The organism is Pseudomonas sp. efr-133-TYG-5, from assembly GCF_030209175.1.
Taxonomy (GTDB): domain Bacteria; phylum Pseudomonadota; class Gammaproteobacteria; order Pseudomonadales; family Pseudomonadaceae; genus Aquipseudomonas.
The window spans coordinates 144,070-159,727 of the sequence record NZ_JARVSM010000006.1 but is presented as its reverse complement, the minus strand read 5'-3'; the positions used below and the strand labels follow the sequence as shown (position 1 = coordinate 159,727).

13 protein-coding genes are annotated in these 15,658 nt (G+C 63.0%); 8 read left to right on the top strand and 5 right to left on the bottom strand.

Going from position 1 to position 15,658, the window contains the following annotated elements:
* Positions 1-303 precede the first annotated feature (303 nt).
* From QRN70_RS19730 to tauD, 7 genes are all read left to right on the top strand, one after another.
* Positions 304-2,628, top strand: a complete 2,325-nt coding sequence (locus QRN70_RS19730; RefSeq protein ID WP_285419590.1) for a Tex family protein — start codon at positions 304-306, stop codon at positions 2,626-2,628.
* Positions 2,628-3,011, top strand: a complete 384-nt coding sequence (locus QRN70_RS19725; protein ID WP_052912698.1) for a PaaI family thioesterase — start codon at positions 2,628-2,630, stop codon at positions 3,009-3,011. Before QRN70_RS19730 ends, QRN70_RS19725 begins: the two co-directional genes overlap by 1 nt.
* A gap of 316 nt (positions 3,012-3,327) precedes the next feature.
* Positions 3,328-4,911, top strand: a complete 1,584-nt coding sequence (gene gshA, locus QRN70_RS19720) for a glutamate--cysteine ligase (protein WP_285419589.1) — start codon at positions 3,328-3,330, stop codon at positions 4,909-4,911.
* A 296-nt stretch (positions 4,912-5,207) separates the two neighbouring features.
* Entirely contained in the window at positions 5,208-6,185 is a 978-nt protein-coding gene (tauA, locus tag QRN70_RS19715; RefSeq protein WP_285419588.1) for a taurine ABC transporter substrate-binding protein, read from the top strand.
* A 16-nt stretch (positions 6,186-6,201) separates the two neighbouring features.
* Positions 6,202-6,996 (top strand): taurine ABC transporter ATP-binding subunit, encoded by a 795-nt coding sequence (tauB, locus tag QRN70_RS19710; protein WP_285419587.1) that lies wholly within the window; start codon positions 6,202-6,204, stop codon positions 6,994-6,996.
* Positions 6,993-7,826 carry a taurine ABC transporter permease TauC gene (gene tauC / locus QRN70_RS19705; protein WP_285419586.1) on the top strand — a complete coding sequence of 278 codons (834 nt, stop codon included), beginning with the start codon at positions 6,993-6,995 and terminating at the stop codon, positions 7,824-7,826. The genes tauB and tauC overlap by 4 nt, the downstream gene beginning before the upstream one ends.
* A gap of 142 nt (positions 7,827-7,968) precedes the next feature.
* On the top strand, positions 7,969-8,811 hold the full coding sequence (tauD, locus tag QRN70_RS19700; protein WP_285419585.1) for a taurine dioxygenase: 843 nt from the start codon (positions 7,969-7,971) through the stop codon (positions 8,809-8,811).
* A gap of 162 nt (positions 8,812-8,973) precedes the next feature.
* Here the strand turns inward: tauD and mgrA are convergent, their stop codons facing one another.
* The 3 genes from mgrA to QRN70_RS19685 all read right to left on the bottom strand — a co-directional run bounded on the left by mgrA (position 8,974) and on the right by QRN70_RS19685 (position 13,667).
* Positions 8,974-10,011, bottom strand: a complete 1,038-nt coding sequence (mgrA, locus tag QRN70_RS19695) for an L-glyceraldehyde 3-phosphate reductase (RefSeq protein WP_285419584.1) — start codon at positions 10,009-10,011, stop codon at positions 8,974-8,976.
* A gap of 109 nt (positions 10,012-10,120) precedes the next feature.
* On the bottom strand, positions 10,121-11,440 hold the full coding sequence (locus tag QRN70_RS19690) for an LLM class flavin-dependent oxidoreductase (protein ID WP_285419583.1): 1,320 nt from the start codon (positions 11,438-11,440) through the stop codon (positions 10,121-10,123).
* 1 nt (position 11,441) lies between these two features.
* Complete coding sequence (locus QRN70_RS19685) at positions 11,442-13,667, bottom strand: TonB-dependent receptor (protein ID WP_285419582.1); 2,226 nt, start codon at positions 13,665-13,667, stop codon at positions 11,442-11,444.
* A gap of 205 nt (positions 13,668-13,872) precedes the next feature.
* Here QRN70_RS19685 and QRN70_RS19680 point away from each other — a divergent pair, with 205 nt between their 5' ends.
* Entirely contained in the window at positions 13,873-14,928 is a 1,056-nt protein-coding gene (locus tag QRN70_RS19680) for a LacI family DNA-binding transcriptional regulator (protein ID WP_285419581.1), read from the top strand.
* Positions 14,929-15,007: 79 nt separating this feature from the next.
* On the opposite strand, the gene QRN70_RS19675 is transcribed toward QRN70_RS19680, so the two are convergent.
* Entirely contained in the window at positions 15,008-15,472 is a 465-nt protein-coding gene (locus tag QRN70_RS19675; protein WP_502941631.1) for a type II toxin-antitoxin system HicB family antitoxin, read from the bottom strand.
* A complete protein-coding gene (locus QRN70_RS19670) occupies positions 15,469-15,651 on the bottom strand; it encodes a type II toxin-antitoxin system HicA family toxin (protein ID WP_285419982.1) in 183 nt (60 codons plus the stop codon). The genes QRN70_RS19675 and QRN70_RS19670 overlap by 4 nt, the downstream gene beginning before the upstream one ends.
* Between the last annotated feature and the right edge of the window lie 7 nt (positions 15,652-15,658).

The following is a 15,658-nucleotide window of genomic DNA, read 5'->3' as shown; positions in this document are numbered from 1 at the left end:
GTGCATTGTTAGCAGATTTTTCCTTCAGTGCCAGGAAACCGGGGCTTGTGCCTACAGAGCGCGTCGCCCCCGAATGACAGAACGCTGGTTATAATGCGCGGCCTTTTGTGTCAGGCAACGTCTGAATCGTTACCGCAGGTGGCCGCTTTTTATTTTCCTGGCCAGGGCAGTAATTGTTCGATTTCACGGGTCAATGGGGTGCCTTTTGACCCAGGCAGCGGCACGCATCTAGCCGCTCAACCAGGCTCCGGGCCTTTGTTTTCGTGCCTGCGAGCCTGCTTTCACAATTTGTCAGGTGGTTATATGGACAGCATCAACAGCCGCATCGCCGAGGAACTCGGCGTACGCCCACAACAGGTCGAAGCGGCCGTCGCGCTACTCGATGAAGGCTCTACCGTGCCCTTCATCGCCCGTTACCGGAAAGAAGTGACCGGCAGCCTCGATGACACCCAGCTGCGTCATCTGGAAGAGCGTCTGCGCTACCTGCGAGAACTCGACGAACGGCGTATCAGCATCCTCGCCAGCATTCAGGAACAGGGCAAACTCACGCCCGCACTCGAGCGCGACATCAAGCTCGCCGACACCAAGACCCGCCTCGAAGACTTGTACCTGCCGTACAAGCAGAAGCGCCGCACCAAGGGCCAGATCGCCCTCGAAGCCGGCCTCGGCGAGTTGGCCGACGGTCTGTTCAACGACCCGTCCCTGTCGCCGGAAACTGAAGCGGCACGCTTCATCGACGCGGAAAAAGGCGTGGCCGACGTCAAGGCCGCCCTCGAAGGCGCCAAATACATCCTCATGGAACGCTTCGCCGAAGACGCCAGCCTGCTCGACAAGCTGCGCAACTTCCTCAAGCAGGAGGCCACTCTCAGTGCCCGCGTGATCGCCGGCAAGGAAGAGGAAGGCGCCAAGTTCCGCGATTACTTCGAACACGACGAGCCGCTGAAAAGCATGCCGTCGCACCGTGCCCTGGCGATTTTCCGCGGGCGCAACGAAGGCATCCTCAGTTCCGCCCTGAAAGTCGGCGACGAACTGCCGGGCACCCTGCACCCGTGCGAGGGCATGATCGGCCAGCACGTCGGCATCCAGAACCAGAACCGTCCGGCCGACAAGTGGCTCGGTGAAGTGGTGCGCTGGACCTGGAAGGTCAAGCTCTACACCCACCTGGAAACCGACCTGCTCGGCGAGCTGCGCGACAGCGCTGAAACCGAGGCGATCAACGTCTTCGCCCACAACCTGCACGACCTGCTGCTGGCCGCGCCGGCCGGTCCGCGCGCGACCCTGGGCCTCGACCCGGGCCTGCGCACCGGTTGCAAGGTGGCGGTGGTCGATGCCACTGGCAAGTTGCTCGATCACACTACCGTGTACCCGCATGTGCCGCACAACAAGTGGGACCAGACCATCGCCGTGCTCGCCGCCCTGTGCGCCAAGCACTCGGTCGACCTGATCGCCATCGGCAACGGCACGGCCAGCCGGGAAACCGACAAACTGGCCATCGAGCTGATCAAAAAATATCCAGCGATGAAGATGACCAAGGTCATGGTCTCCGAGGCCGGTGCATCGGTGTACTCGGCGTCGGAACTGGCGGCCAAGGAATTCCCGGACCTCGACGTGTCGATCCGTGGCGCCGTGTCGATTGCCCGACGCCTGCAGGATCCGCTCGCCGAACTGGTGAAGATCGATCCGAAATCCATCGGTGTCGGCCAGTACCAGCACGACGTCTCGCAGTTGAAACTGGCGCGCGGCCTGGATGCCGTGGTCGAGGACTGCGTGAACGCCGTCGGCGTCGATGTGAACACCGCGTCCGTGGCACTGCTGGCGCGGATCTCCGGCCTCAACGCGACCCTGGCGCAGAACATCGTGGCCCACCGTGACGAGCACGGTGCGTTCAAGACCCGTGCGGCACTGAAAAAAGTCGCGCGCCTGGGCGAGAAAACCTTCGAACAGGCCGCCGGCTTCCTGCGCGTGATGAACGGCGACAACCCGCTGGACTCGTCGGCAGTGCACCCGGAAGCCTATCCGCTGGTGCAGCGCATCGCCGCGCAAACCGACCGCGACATCCGCTCGCTGATCGGCGATGCCGCGTTCCTCAAGCGTCTGGATCCGAAGAAGTTCACCGACGAAACCTTCGGCCTGCCGACCGTCACCGACATCCTCCAAGAGCTGGAAAAACCTGGCCGCGACCCGCGTCCGGAGTTCAAGACCGCGGAGTTCCAGGAAGGCGTCGAAGACTTGAAGGACCTGCAACTGGGGATGATCCTCGAAGGCGTGGTGACCAACGTCACGGCGTTCGGGGCGTTCGTCGACATCGGCGTGCACCAGGACGGTCTGGTGCACATCTCGGCGCTGTCGGAGAAGTTCATCAAGGACCCGCGCGAAGCGGTGAAGGCCGGTGACGTGGTGAAAGTGAAGGTCATGGAAGTCGACATCCCGCGCAAACGCGTTGGCCTGTCGATGCGCATGAGCGACACCCCGGGCGAGAAGATCGACGGTGCCCGCGGCTCGCGTCCGGGCTCGGCGCCGCGCCAGTCGTCAAACAACGCGCCACGCAAGGAAACGGCGACGGCGGCTCCGGTGAACAACGCCATGGCCTCGCTGTTCGCCAACGCCAAGCAGCTGAAGAAACGCTGATGGAGATTCCGGCCGGGCTCGTCGAGAGCGCGTTTTTCCAGCTGTTGGGCTGCCGCCTGCACAGCCTGGAAACCGGGGTGGCGCAAGTCGCCCTGGTGCTGGAGCCGCAACTGCGCAATCGCGGCGGCAAGTTGCACGGTGGCGCGCTGTTCAGTCTGGTGGACATTGCCATGGGGCTGGCCTGTTCCAGCACCCACGGCTTCGACCAGCAAAGTGCGACCATCGAATGCAAGATCAACTACATCCGCGCCGTATCCGACGGCGAGGTGCTGTGCACGGCGCGGGTAATCCACCCGGGCCGACGCACGCTGGTGGTCGAAGCCGACGTGATGCAGGGCGACAAACTGGTCGCAAAAGCGCAAGGCACGTTCGCTGTCCTGTAGATGTTGTTCATCATTTTGAGTTAATTTCGGCGCTGTGATCGCAGCGTCGGAGTTTCCTGTGGGAGCGGGCTTGCCCGCGAACGGGGCGTATCAGCCAGTATCACTTGTCTGGCACACCGCTTTCGCGGGCAAGCCCGCTCCCACAGGGATCTCATTTTCTTCGCGTGTATCAGCCAGATTCAAGGATTGAAGTCGGCGTTTCCAACATGGGTTTGACTACCCGAAAACCAGGCGAAAACGCCAGTTTCAACTTCACCCTTGTAGACCGTCCTGCCCACCCCCATATTGGGGCGACTGACGCGTGAAGGAATCCAAATTGAGCGAACTTCTCAACCGCCGCCTGGCTCTGCTCGGTGAGCGCGCCAACCTCTCTCTGCTTGAGCAGTGCCTGCACGGTATCGAACGTGAATGCCTGCGCGTGACGGACGAGGGTCGTCTGGCGCAAACGCCGCATCCAGAAAGCCTGGGTTCCGCGCTGACCAATGAACAGATCACCACCGACTATTCCGAGTCGCTGCTGGAATTCATCACGCCCGCCCTGCCCGACCCGGCCGACACCCTGGCCAGCCTGGACAAGATTCATCGCTTTGCCTACAGCAAGCTCGGCAACGAGTACCTGTGGAGTCCATCGATGCCGTGCCCGTTGCCGGCCGAGGAAGACATCCCGATCGCCTACTACGGCACCTCCAACATCGGTCAGCTCAAGTACGTCTACCGCAAGGGCCTGGCCCTGCGCTACGGCAAGACCATGCAGTGCATCGCCGGGATTCACTACAACTTCTCGCTGCCGGAAAAACTCTGGCCGTTGCTGCGCGAAGCCGAAGGCTTCGTCGGCACCGACCGTGATTTCCAGTCGTCGTCGTATATCGCGCTGATCCGCAATTTCCGTCGCTACAGCTGGCTGCTGATGTACCTGTTCGGTGCCTCGCCGGCGCTGGACGCAGGCTTCCTGCGCGGCCGTTCGCACCAGTTGGAACAACTGGACCCGGACACCCTGTACCTGCCCTACGCCACCAGCCTGCGCATGAGCGACCTCGGTTACCAGAGCAACGCCCAGGCCGGGCTGACGCCGTGCTACAACGATCTGGCCAGCTACACCGACAGCCTGCGCAAGGCCGTCGCCACGCCGTACGCGCCGTACGTTGAGATCGGCACGCACCAGGATGGCGAGTGGGTGCAGCTCAACACCAACATCCTGCAGATCGAAAACGAGTATTACTCCAACATCCGCCCGAAACGCGTGACCTACACCGGCGAGCGGCCGATCCAGGCCTTGATGGCCCGTGGCATCCAGTACGTCGAAGTGCGTTGCCTGGACATCAACCCGTTCCTGCCGATGGGCATCGATCTCACCGAGTCGCGCTTCCTCGACGCGTTCCTGCTGTACTGCGCGCTGAACGACAGTCCGCTGCTGACCAACACCTCGTGCGGCAATGCCACCTCGAACTTCCTCAGCGTGGTCAAGGAAGGTCGGCGTCCGGGCCTGCAGTTGCAGCGTGACGGTCAACCGGTCGAGATGAAAGCGTGGGCCACCGAACTGCTGGAGAACATCGCACCACTGGCGGCATTGCTCGATCAGAGCCACGGCGGTGATGCGCACAGCAAGGCGATGGATGCACAACTGGCCAAGGTTGCCGATCCGTCCCTGACCCCTTCGGCCCAGGTGCTGGCGGCGATGGCCGAGCACCAGGAAAGCTTTGCCCGGTTCTCCCTGCGGCAGAGTCAGGCGCATGCCGAGTTCTTCCGCAGCGAGCCGTTGGCGGCGGATGAGCAGGCGAAGTTTGAGGAACTGGCGCGCTCGTCGCTGGCGCAGCAGGCCGAGCTCGAGCAGAACGAGGTCGGCGATTTCGACGTGTTTGTCGGCTCGTACCAGGCGAGCATTCTGGCGATCAGCAACTGATCGATCGGCTTTAGATGATCGTGCTCACGTCGCGGCGTCGAGCCGTCTGCGTGATAACGCCTCACGCTGATGATCGGTCCCACGCTATGCGTGGGAATGCCTCAAGGGACGCTCTGCGTCCCAGCGGCGCGGAGCGTCACGCGCTGAATTCCCCGCAAAACGTGGGAACGTCCCATTCTCTCCCTTAGATTTTTCCGCTCATAAGCTCATTCTAAAAAGTTATTTATTTTTAGATTCTTAGATCATTTAGTCTCCTTTCACGCCGACCGTCGGTTGCCTGATCTGGAGCACTCCCCATGAAACTGAATTTCCCGCTTCGCCTGCTGGCCGTGGCCTCCCTGGCTGCCGCGAGCTTTCTGGCGCAGGCCGCCGACCTCACCGTCGCCTACCAGACCACCGTTGACCCGGCGAAAGTCGCCCAGGCCGACGGCGCTTATGAAAAAGCCACCAAGGCCGACATCAGCTGGCGCAAGTTCGATAACGGCGCCGACGTCATCAGCGCCATCGCATCGGGCGACGTGCAGATCGGTTACCTCGGCTCCAGCCCGCTGACCGCGGCGATCACCCGCAAGGTCCCGGTGGAAACCTTCCTCATCGCCACCCAGATCGGCGCCGCCGAAGCCCTGGTCGCCCGCGACGGTTCCGGGATCAAGACCCCGCAGGATCTGGTCGGCAAGAAAATCGCCGTGCCATTCGTATCGACCGGTCACTACAGCCTGCTCGCGGCCCTCAAGCACTGGAACATTGATCCGGCGAAAGTCACCGTGCTCAACCTCGCCCCGCCGGCCATCATCGCCGCGTGGAAACGCGGTGACATCGACGCCACCTACGTGTGGGATCCGGCCCTCGGTGTAGCCAAGGAAAACGGCAAGGTGCTGATCACTTCCGGTGAACTGGCCAAGTTCGGCGCGCCGACCTTCGACGCCTGGATCGTGCGCAAGGACTTCGCCGAGAAGCACCCGGAAATCGTCACCGCATTCGCTAAGGTCACCCTCGACGCCTACGCCGACTACCGCAAGGACCCGCAAGCCTGGCTCGCCAACCAGAGCAACGTCGACAAACTGGTGAAGCTCTCCGGGGCCAAGGCCAGCGATATTCCGCTGCTGCTGCAAGGCAACGTCTACCCGCTGGCCGCCGATCAGGTGAGCAGTCTCGGCGCACCGACCACCAAAGCCATCACCGACACCGCCGCGTTCCTCAAGGAGCAGGGCAAGGTCGACGCGGTACTGCCGGACTACGCGCCGTACGTCAGCGCCAAATACATCACCAATTGATCGGGAGTTGATCGCGATGGCCTTGCTACAGCTGGAGCGCATCAGCGCACAGTACCCCGGCAGCCCTGCACCGGTGCTGGCGGACATTTCCCTGACCCTCGGGCCCCAGCAGTTGCTGGTTGCCCTCGGCCCGTCCGGCAGTGGCAAGACCTCGCTGTTGAACCTGATCGCCGGTTTCGTCGAACCCAGCGCCGGGCGCATCACCCTCGACGGCGTGCCGGTCAAAGGGCCGAGCGCCGAACGCGGCGTGGTCTTTCAGGACGACGCCTTGCTGCCCTGGCAGGACGTGCTGGCCAACGTTGCCTTCGGCCTCGAACTGGCCGGTGTCGGTAAAGACAAACGCGAACAGCGCGCCCGCGAGATGCTCGCGCTGGTCGATCTGTCCGGTTTCGAAAAGCGCCGTATCTGGCAGCTCTCCGGCGGTCAGAAACAGCGCGTCGGCCTCGCCCGTGCGCTCGCCGCCGACCCGCGCGTGCTGCTGATGGACGAACCCTTCGGCGCCCTTGACGCCTTCACCCGCGAACAGATGCAGGAGCTGTTGCTGCAAGTCTGGCAACGCACCGCCAAACCGGTATTCCTGATTACCCACGACATCGAAGAAGCGGTGTTCCTCGCCACCGACCTGATTCTGCTCGCGCCGAATCCGGGGCAGATCGTCGAGCGCCTGCACCTGGACTTCGGCCAGCGCTACGCCGCCGGTGAATCGGCGCGGTCGATCAAGTCCGACCCGCGCTTTATCGAAACCCGCGAACACGTGCTCGGCAAAGTGTTCTCGCAACGCAGCGCCGTTCAACGGCAGGAGCGCGCATGAGCAGTTACGACGTTTCCGCGGCGGCGGTGAAAACCCCTTCGGTGGTGATTCCAGTGCGCCGCAGTCTCAGCACGCGCTGGATCAGCCTGCTGACGTTGTTCGCCCTGGTGGCGATCTGGTGGGCGGTGACCGCCAGCGGTTTGATCGAGCCGCTGTTCCTGCCGCCGCCGTCCGCCGTGCTGCAGAAAGGCTGGTTGCTGGCGACCAGCGGCTACATGGACTCGACCCTCTGGCAGCACTTGGGCGCAAGCCTGAGCCGCATCGGTCTGGGCCTCGGTTTTGCCATTCTCACCGCCGTACCGGTGGGCATTGCCATCGGCGCCAACCGCATCGCCCGTGGTGTGCTCGACCCACTGATCGAGTTCTACCGGCCGATTCCACCGCTGGCCTACCTGCCGCTGATCGTGATCTGGTGCGGCATCGGCGAATTGTCGAAAGTGCTGCTGATCTACCTGGCGATTTTCGCCCCGATCGCGATTGCCACCGCCACCGGCGTGCGCACCGTCGACCCGGCCAAATTGCGCGCCGCGCAGTCGCTGGGCGCCACCCGCGCGCAGTTGATTCGCCATGTGATTCTGCCGAGCGCCCTGCCGGACATTCTCACCGGCGTGCGCATCGGCCTGGGTGTCGGCTGGTCGACGCTGGTGGCCGCCGAACTGATTGCCGCCACCAGCGGTTTGGGCTTCATGGTGCAGTCGGCCGCGCAGTTTCTGGTCACCGATGTGGTGGTGCTGGGCATCCTCGTGATCGCACTGATCGCCTTCGCCATGGAAATGGGCCTGCGCGCCCTGCAACGCAAACTGGTGCCGTGGCACGGCCAGGCCCATTAGTCGCCATGTGAAATTCCCCTGTGGGAGCGAGCCTGCTCGCGAAAGCGTCGGATCAGTCAGCGCATTGTCGCCTGACACTCAGCATTCGCGAGCAGGCTCGCTCCCACAAAAGCATGACACCCCGAATTCGAAGAGAACCATCATGAGCAGCCTGACCATCACCCCTCTAAGCTCGGCCCTCGGCGCGCAGATCAGCGGCGTCGACATCAGCCAGCCACTGAACCTGGAGCAACGCGACGCCATCGAGCAGGCGCTGCTCAAGTATCAGGTGCTGTTCTTTCGCAACCAGCCGATCGAGCCGCCGCAGCAGGCGCGCTTCGCGGCCTATTTCGGCGACCTGCACATTCACCCGATCTACCCAAACGTGCCGGAACAACCGGAAGTGCTGATCCTCGACACCGCCGTCACCGACGTGCGCGACAACGCGATCTGGCACACCGACGTGACCTTCCTGCCGACCCCGGCGCTGGGTGCGGTGCTCAGCGCCAAGCTGCTGCCGGAGTTCGGTGGCGACACGTTGTGGGCCAGCGGAATCGCTGCGTATGAGGCGCTGTCGGCGCCGATGAAGGCGTTGCTCGAAGGCCTGACCGCCACTCACGATTTCACCCGTTCGTTTCCGCTGGAGCGCTATGGCAATACACCCGAAGCGCTGGCGCAGTGGGAAGAGGCGCGACGCAAGAATCCGCCGCTGTCACACCCGGTGATTCGCACCCACCCGGTGAGCGGACGCCGTTCGTTGTTCGTCAACGAAGGCTTCACCTCGAAGATCAACGAGCTGTCGGAAACCGAGAGCGAGGCCATTCTGAAGTTGCTGTTCGCCCATGCCACGCGTCCGGAATTCACCATTCGCTGGCGCTGGCAGAAAGACGACATCGCGTTCTGGGACAACCGCGTGACCCAGCATTACGCGGTGGATGACTACCGGCCGGCACGGCGGGTGATGCAGCGCGCGACGGTGCTGGGGGATGTGCCGTTCTTCAAATAAGGCCTGTGTGCTGCGCTGTTTGCAAAGGCCCCTTCGCGAGCAAGCCCGCTCCCACAGTGATCTCGGTTGCACACAGAATCTGTGAGCGACCGAGATCACTGTGCGAGCGGGCTTGTCCGCGAAGGCGTCAATGCAGGCGCCAGATCAACCAGCGCCTGACCATTATTCAGCCGTCGAAGGCTTCTCCCACAGATTGATCCCGCCCTCCTGGGCAAACCGGTCGATCTCCGCCAGCTCTTCAGCACTGAAGTTCAGGTTCTTCAACGCCCCGACGTTTTCGATGATCTGCTCCGGGCGGCTCGCGCCGATCAGTGCCGAAGTCACCCGCGGATCACGCAGCGTCCAGGCCAGCGCCAGTTGCGCGAGGCTCTGGCCGCGCCGCTTGGCGATCTCGTTCAACGCACGCACGTGGGCGATGTTGGCCTCGGACAAGTGCGCAGCCTGCAACGAGCCACCGCCCGGACGATTGACCCGCGCATCCGCTGGCACGCCGTTGAGGTATTTATCGGTCAGCAGACCCTGCGCCAATGGCGTGAACGCGATGACGCCGGTGCCGAGTTCCTCGGTGGTGTCGAGCAGATCCTTTTCCACCCAGCGGTTGAGCAAGTTGTAGGCCGGCTGATGAATCAGCAGCGGCACTTTCCACTCCTTGAGCAGCGCGGCGATTTCGCGGGTTTTCACCCCGGAGTACGACGAGATGCCGATGTACAACGCCTTGCCCTGCTGTACCGCCGTGGCAAGGGCGCTGGCGGTTTCTTCCAGCGGGGTGTCCGGGTCGAAGCGGTGCGAATAGAAGATATCCACATAGTCCAGACCGAGGCGCTGCAGGCTCTGGTCGAGGCTGGCCAGCACGTATTTGCGCGACCCACCGCCCTGGCCGTAAGGGCCGGGCCACATGTCCCAACCGGCCTTGCTCGAAATGATCAGCTCATCGCGGTATGACTTGAAGTCTTCGCGCAGCAACCGACCGAAATTGATCTCGGCGCTGCCGTACGGCGGGCCATAGTTGTTGGCCAGGTCGAAGTGGTTGATACCCAGGTCGAACGCGGTGCGCAGCAAGGCGCGCTGGGTGTCGATCGGCGTGCTGTCGCCGAAGTTGTGCCACAGGCCCAGGGACAGTGCCGGCAACACCAGACCGCTGCGGCCGACGCGGCGGTAAGGAATGGAGTCGTAGCGGTTTTCGGCAGCGGTGTAAGTCATCGAATCCTCTCTTGTCTGTCTTGAATGGGTGTCGACTTCTTCGCGAGCAGGCTCGCTCCCACATTTGGAATGCACTCCCCTGTGGGAGCGAGCCTGCTCGCGAAGGGTGTTACACAAATCTGTTTTGCGGTCGGGCCAGGCCCAGGTTGTCGCGCAAGGTCCGGCCCTCATACTCGGTTCTGAACAGCCCACGCCGCTGCAGTTCCGGGACCACGCCATTAGCGAAGTCTTCGAGTCCGCCCGGCAGATGTGGCACCAACACGTTGAAACCATCCGCCGCGCCCTGCTCGAACCACTCCTGCAAGCGGTCAGCGATCTGCGCAGGCGTGCCCACCAGGCTGTAATGCCCGCGCCCACCGGCAATCCTGCGGCCCAATTCGGCGAGGGTCAGATTCTCCTGCCCTGCCAGTTCCGTCAGCAATGTCTGCCGGCTCTGCTGGCCGCTGTCGGTCAGCGGCAGCTCGGGCAACGGCCCGTCCAACGGGTACTTCGACAAATCGAAGTTGCCCAGCATACGCCCCAGGAGCGCCACGCCAACCCCTGGCTCGACCAATTGCTGAAACGTTTCATATTTGGCCTGCGCTTCGGCTTCGCTCTGGCCGACGACCACGAACACGCCCGGCATGATTTTCAACGAATCGGCGCTGCGCTCGTACTTGCGCAAACGGCCCTTGAGATCGGCGTAGAACGCCTGAGCGGCGGCCAGCGAAGTCTGCGCGGTGAACACTACTTCGGCCGTTTGCGCGGCCAGTTCACGGCCGGTTTCCGAGGAGCCGGCCTGGACAATCACTGGCTGCCCCTGCGGCGAACGCGCGACGTTGAGCGGGCCTTTGACGCGAAAATGCTCACCGTGGTGATCGAGCACGTGCAGCTTCGCCGGGTCGTAATAGGCGCCACTGGCCTTGTCGCGGACAAACGCGTCGTCCTCCCAGCTGTCCCAGAGCCCGGTGACCACCTGATGGAACTCGCGCGCACGGCTGTAGCGTTCGGCGTGGCCGATGTGCTCCTCGCGACCGAAATTCAAAGCCTCGGCGGCGTTGTCCGAGGTCACCAGATTCCACCCGGCGCGGCCGCCGGACAGATGATCGAGTGAGGCGAACTTGCGCGCCACGTGATACGGCTCGTTGTAGCTGGTGGTCGCCGTGGCGATCAGGCCAATGTGCTCGGTGACCGCGCTCAGCGCCGAGAGCAGGGTCAGCGGCTCGAAGTGATCGGAGCGCGCCATGCGGCTGGCGATGTCCTGGGTGGGCGCGGCGACGCTGTCGGCGACGAACAGCGTGTCGAATTTGGCTGCCTCGGCGATCTGCGCCAGGCGTTTGTAGTGAGCGAAATCCAGGCCGGCGTTGGCCGGCACATCCGGGTGGCGCCACGCCGCGACGTGGTGCCCGGTGGCCATGAGGAACGCGCCGAGTTTCAGCTGTCTGCTCATCTCAGAAGTCCTTGCGCAGTTGCACGCCGAAGTAGCGTTCGTCATCGCGAGGCACGGCGCGGTAGATGTAGTTGCCGCCGCTGGCGAGCAGTGGCGAGTACGACTTGTCGGCGAGGTTCTTGCCCAGCAGCGCCACGCGCCAGCCGTTGCTGTAGTCGGCCAGTGCCACGCTGGCGTTCCAGATGCCGTAGGCACCCTGTTTGGTATCGGCGTTCTGGCTGATGTCGTACTGCACTTCGCTCTGCCAGCTGTAGTCGGTGCCCAGTTCGATATCCAGGCCGTTATCCAGCGGGATGCTGTAGTCGGCGCGCACGTAGCTTTTCCAGTCCGGGCTGAACGGCAGGGGTTTGCCGTTGACGTTGCACGAGGCCGCCGCGCCCGCCGGGCAGGCGAATTCGTCGATGCGCGCGCGGGTGTAGGCCAGGGCGCCGGAGAACTTCAGTTGCTGGGTCGCCTGCAGGGCGTAATCGAGTTCGACCCCTTCGGTGCTGACCGAGCCGGCGTTGATCAGGCGCGTCACCACTTGGCCGGCGACGGTGTCGAAAAAGTTCGCCTGATAGTTGTCGTAGTCGCTGTGGAACACGGCGAGGTTGGTGGTCAGCCGGTTGTTCCAGCTGGTCGCCTTGATCCCCGCCTCCCAGGTGTTGGAGGTTTCCGGTTTCAGTGCTTCGGTGTCGCGCGGCTGCATGTTGAAGAACACGTTGTAGGCCGGGCCTTTGTAGCCACGCGAGTAGGTCAGGTACGTGGTGACGCTGTCGCTGAGGTCGTACTGCACGCCGAGGCGGCCCGACCAGCCGTCCTCGTCCACCGAGCCGGAGCTGCTGGTGGCAGGCTGAATGCCGCTGACCGTGGTCGCCGACGTCGAGACGCGGCGGTGATCGTATTCCAGCTCATCGTGGGTGTAGCGCAGGCCGGCGATGCCACGCAAGTCCGAGGTGAAGTTCAGCGTGGCTTCGCCGAACGCGGCATAGCTGTCGCTGGTGGTGCTGTAATCGGCGACGCCGCGGTCGGTGCGCGTGGGGGTGGTCAGCGTGCGCTGGTAGGTCTCGTCGTCCTTGCCGTGCATGTAGAACAGGCCGCCGACGTATTCGAGGAACTCACCTTTCGGCGAAGCCAGGCGCAGCTCCTGCGAGTACTGGTCGAAGGCCAGATCGCCCTTGTCGGCGGTGCCGGGGAATGCCGCAGTGATCGTGCTCAGCCGATCGCCATCCTGATACTGGGTGTTGTCCCAGCCGCGCCACGCGGTGATCGAGGTCAGGGTGTAGTCGCCCAGTTGCCAGTCGAGCTGGCCGGACAGGCCTTTGTTGGTGTCCTCGACATGGCTGCGGGTGTCGGTGTTGATGTCGCGGTTGTGGCTGCTGGCATTCACCGGGCTCAGTGCGTTGGCGAAGGCCGGGGTCAGCGACTTGCTGACGACACCGTTGGGGCCGTCGTCGTGAGACTGCATGTAATCGGCGATCAGGGTGAAGGTGACGTCGTCGTTCGGGGTGAATTCGAGTTTGCCGCGCACGCCGCGATGGTTGTAGCCGTTGACTTCCTGGCCGTTGTTTTTGTTGTCGACGTTGCCGTCGTAGCTGCTGACCAATGTGCTGATCGAGCCCTTGAGCGTGTCCGGAATCAGGCTGCCGCCAATGCCGAAGCGGGTACGGCTTTCGTTGCCGCTGTAGTACGACTGATCGATGTAACCGTGGGTCTCGGCGGTCGGTGCCTTGCTGGTGATGTTGAGTACACCGGCCGAAGCGTTCTTGCCGAACAGCGTGCCTTGCGGACCGCGCAGGACTTCGACGCGCTCCAGATCGAGCAGGTCGAGCGTCGATTGACCCGGGCGGGCATACACCACGCCGTCGATCACCGTGGCCACGGTCGGCTCGACGCCGGGCGAGGTGGAAATCGTGCCGACGCCGCGCACGAACAACGAGGTGTCCTTGTTCGATGCGCCGGTGCGGAAATTCAATGAAGGCACTTGCTGGACGATGCTCGCCACGCCGTTGCGGTTGTCGCGTTCCAGTTGTTCGCCGTCGATCACCGACACCGCTACCGGCACCTTTTGCAGCGACTCTTCGCGGCGGGTGGCGGTGACCGTCACGGACTTGAGTGTCGGCTCCTGATCGCTGCTGTCGGCGGCGACGGCATCGGCCAGCGGCAAGGCCGCCAGTCCGGTGAACAGCCAGCCCGCAGCGCGAATCGATTGCGCCAGTTTATGTGTCGCCCGAGGAATGTTGTGCATGCTTGCCCGCTCGAAAATGGCCCTGAACCGCTGCCGTTCTGCGACGACAGCGCCTGTATCGATGTCTTGGGCATTCGCTCGAGCGAGTAGCAGACAACGCGCTTTGTTAGCGCTAACATCGGCAGTATCGACAAGCCGGGCATAGACCGTCCAATACTGAAAAATTACTTTTATATGCGTTTTGGTTTTTAACAAGGATCGAGTCGTGAGCGAAGAAAAAACGCGCAAACGCCGTGGTGCCGGGCGTGTGACCCTCAATGCGGTGGCGCGCGAGGCGGGCGTATCGGCGATTACCGTGTCGCGTTATTTCAATCAGCCGGAAAGCGTCTCGCCCGAGCGCCGCGAGCGCATTGCGGCGGTGGTTGCCGAGTTGGGCTACGTGCCGAACCTGGTGGCCGGGGGACTGGCATCGGCGCGCGGGAAAATCGTCGGCATGGTGATTCCGAACATCTCCGGGCCGATCTTCGCCAACACCATTCAGGGCTTCAGCGACACCCTCAGCCGCCACGGTTATCAGTTGCTGCTGGCGTCGAGTTACTTCAGCACCGAGCAGGAAGAAAACGCCGTGCGCGCGTTTCTCGGCTGGTCGCCGGCGGCGCTGGTGCTGACCAGTCACTTCCACAGCGCAGGCACGGAAAAAATGATCGCCGAAGCGGACATTCCGGTGATCGAAACCTGGGATTACCAGCCGGATCGCGAGCCGATGCAGATCGGTTTTTCGCACTTCGAAGTCGGCGTGACCGCTGCCCGTTACCTGCACGACAAAGGCTATCGCCGCATCGCCTTCGTGCAGAACAGCGCCCCCGGCGACCTCAGTGCCCTGGAACGCCGCGACGGTTACGCCGCCACCGTGCGCGAGTTCGGCCTGCAGCCGTGGGTGTTCGCCCCCGACGCCGACCGCGCCCCGTTCGAGGCCGGCAAGCAAGCGATGGAAGCGCTGATGCACGCCTCGCCGCGCCCCGACGCGATCATCTTCGCCAACGACAACCTCGCCGCCGGCGGCCTGCTCGCCGGGCAACGCGCAGGCCTCAGGATCCCCGACGACTGCGCCGTGCTCGGCTTCGGCGATTACCCGTTCGCCGAGATGCTGCTGCCGAGCCTGAGCACCATCAAGCCGCCGGCACTGGAGATCGGCGTGCTGGCAGCGACGCGGGTGCTGGAGAGCCTCGGGGTGTTGCCGAGCGATGATGTGCAACGGCTGAATCTATTGCAGTGCAACGTGATCGAGCGCGAGAGCACCTGCCCCGCAAAGGATCTGTAGGAGCCTCCGCCGGCGGCGATCTTCCGCTTTAGCCAGTATCAGGAGATCGCCGCTTGCGGCAACTCTTGCAGGATCTTCGTTATGCCGATAATTCGCGCAACGCAGCAGCAGCCAGAAACCCGGAACGGGAACTGTAGCGCTGATCACGCCGGACAGTCTGATCGATACGCTCGAGCAGTTGTTCGGGCAGCGTAGCGTTGAAACGCACGGATCTGCCGAAATAAGGCGTGATGTCAAAATCGACGACTCCCCAGATTCCACCCGCGTAATCCGGGTTGCCGAGATGCGCATCAATATCCTGGACTCGAGGCAGCGCTGCACCGTCGGCTACCAGCCCCTCGTAGTGCAGGGCCAGAGCTTCCTGAGCATTCTCGAAAGCTTCGGCTACCGTGGTACCTGCGGAGAAGCACCCCGGTACATCCGGGATAATCACTCCGTAGTCAGAATCGGCATCCTTGTGCAGAACGACCGGAAATTTCATGTGAGTGAATCCTTCCTCTGACATGTCCGTAAAAGGACTTTCGTTTTCAATGACCGGCTTCATTTCAAGCCCGCCTGTTTCAAAATGCTGTTGATCGTCCCCTTGGGAAGATCTGCATCCGGATGCTTGATCGTCACCCTTCCCGACTTGCGCGGATGCTTGTACTGGTGATGACTACCCCTCACTGCGACCAGATACCAGCCATCCTCCTCAATCATCCTGATCATTTCCCGACTACGCATGTCCATC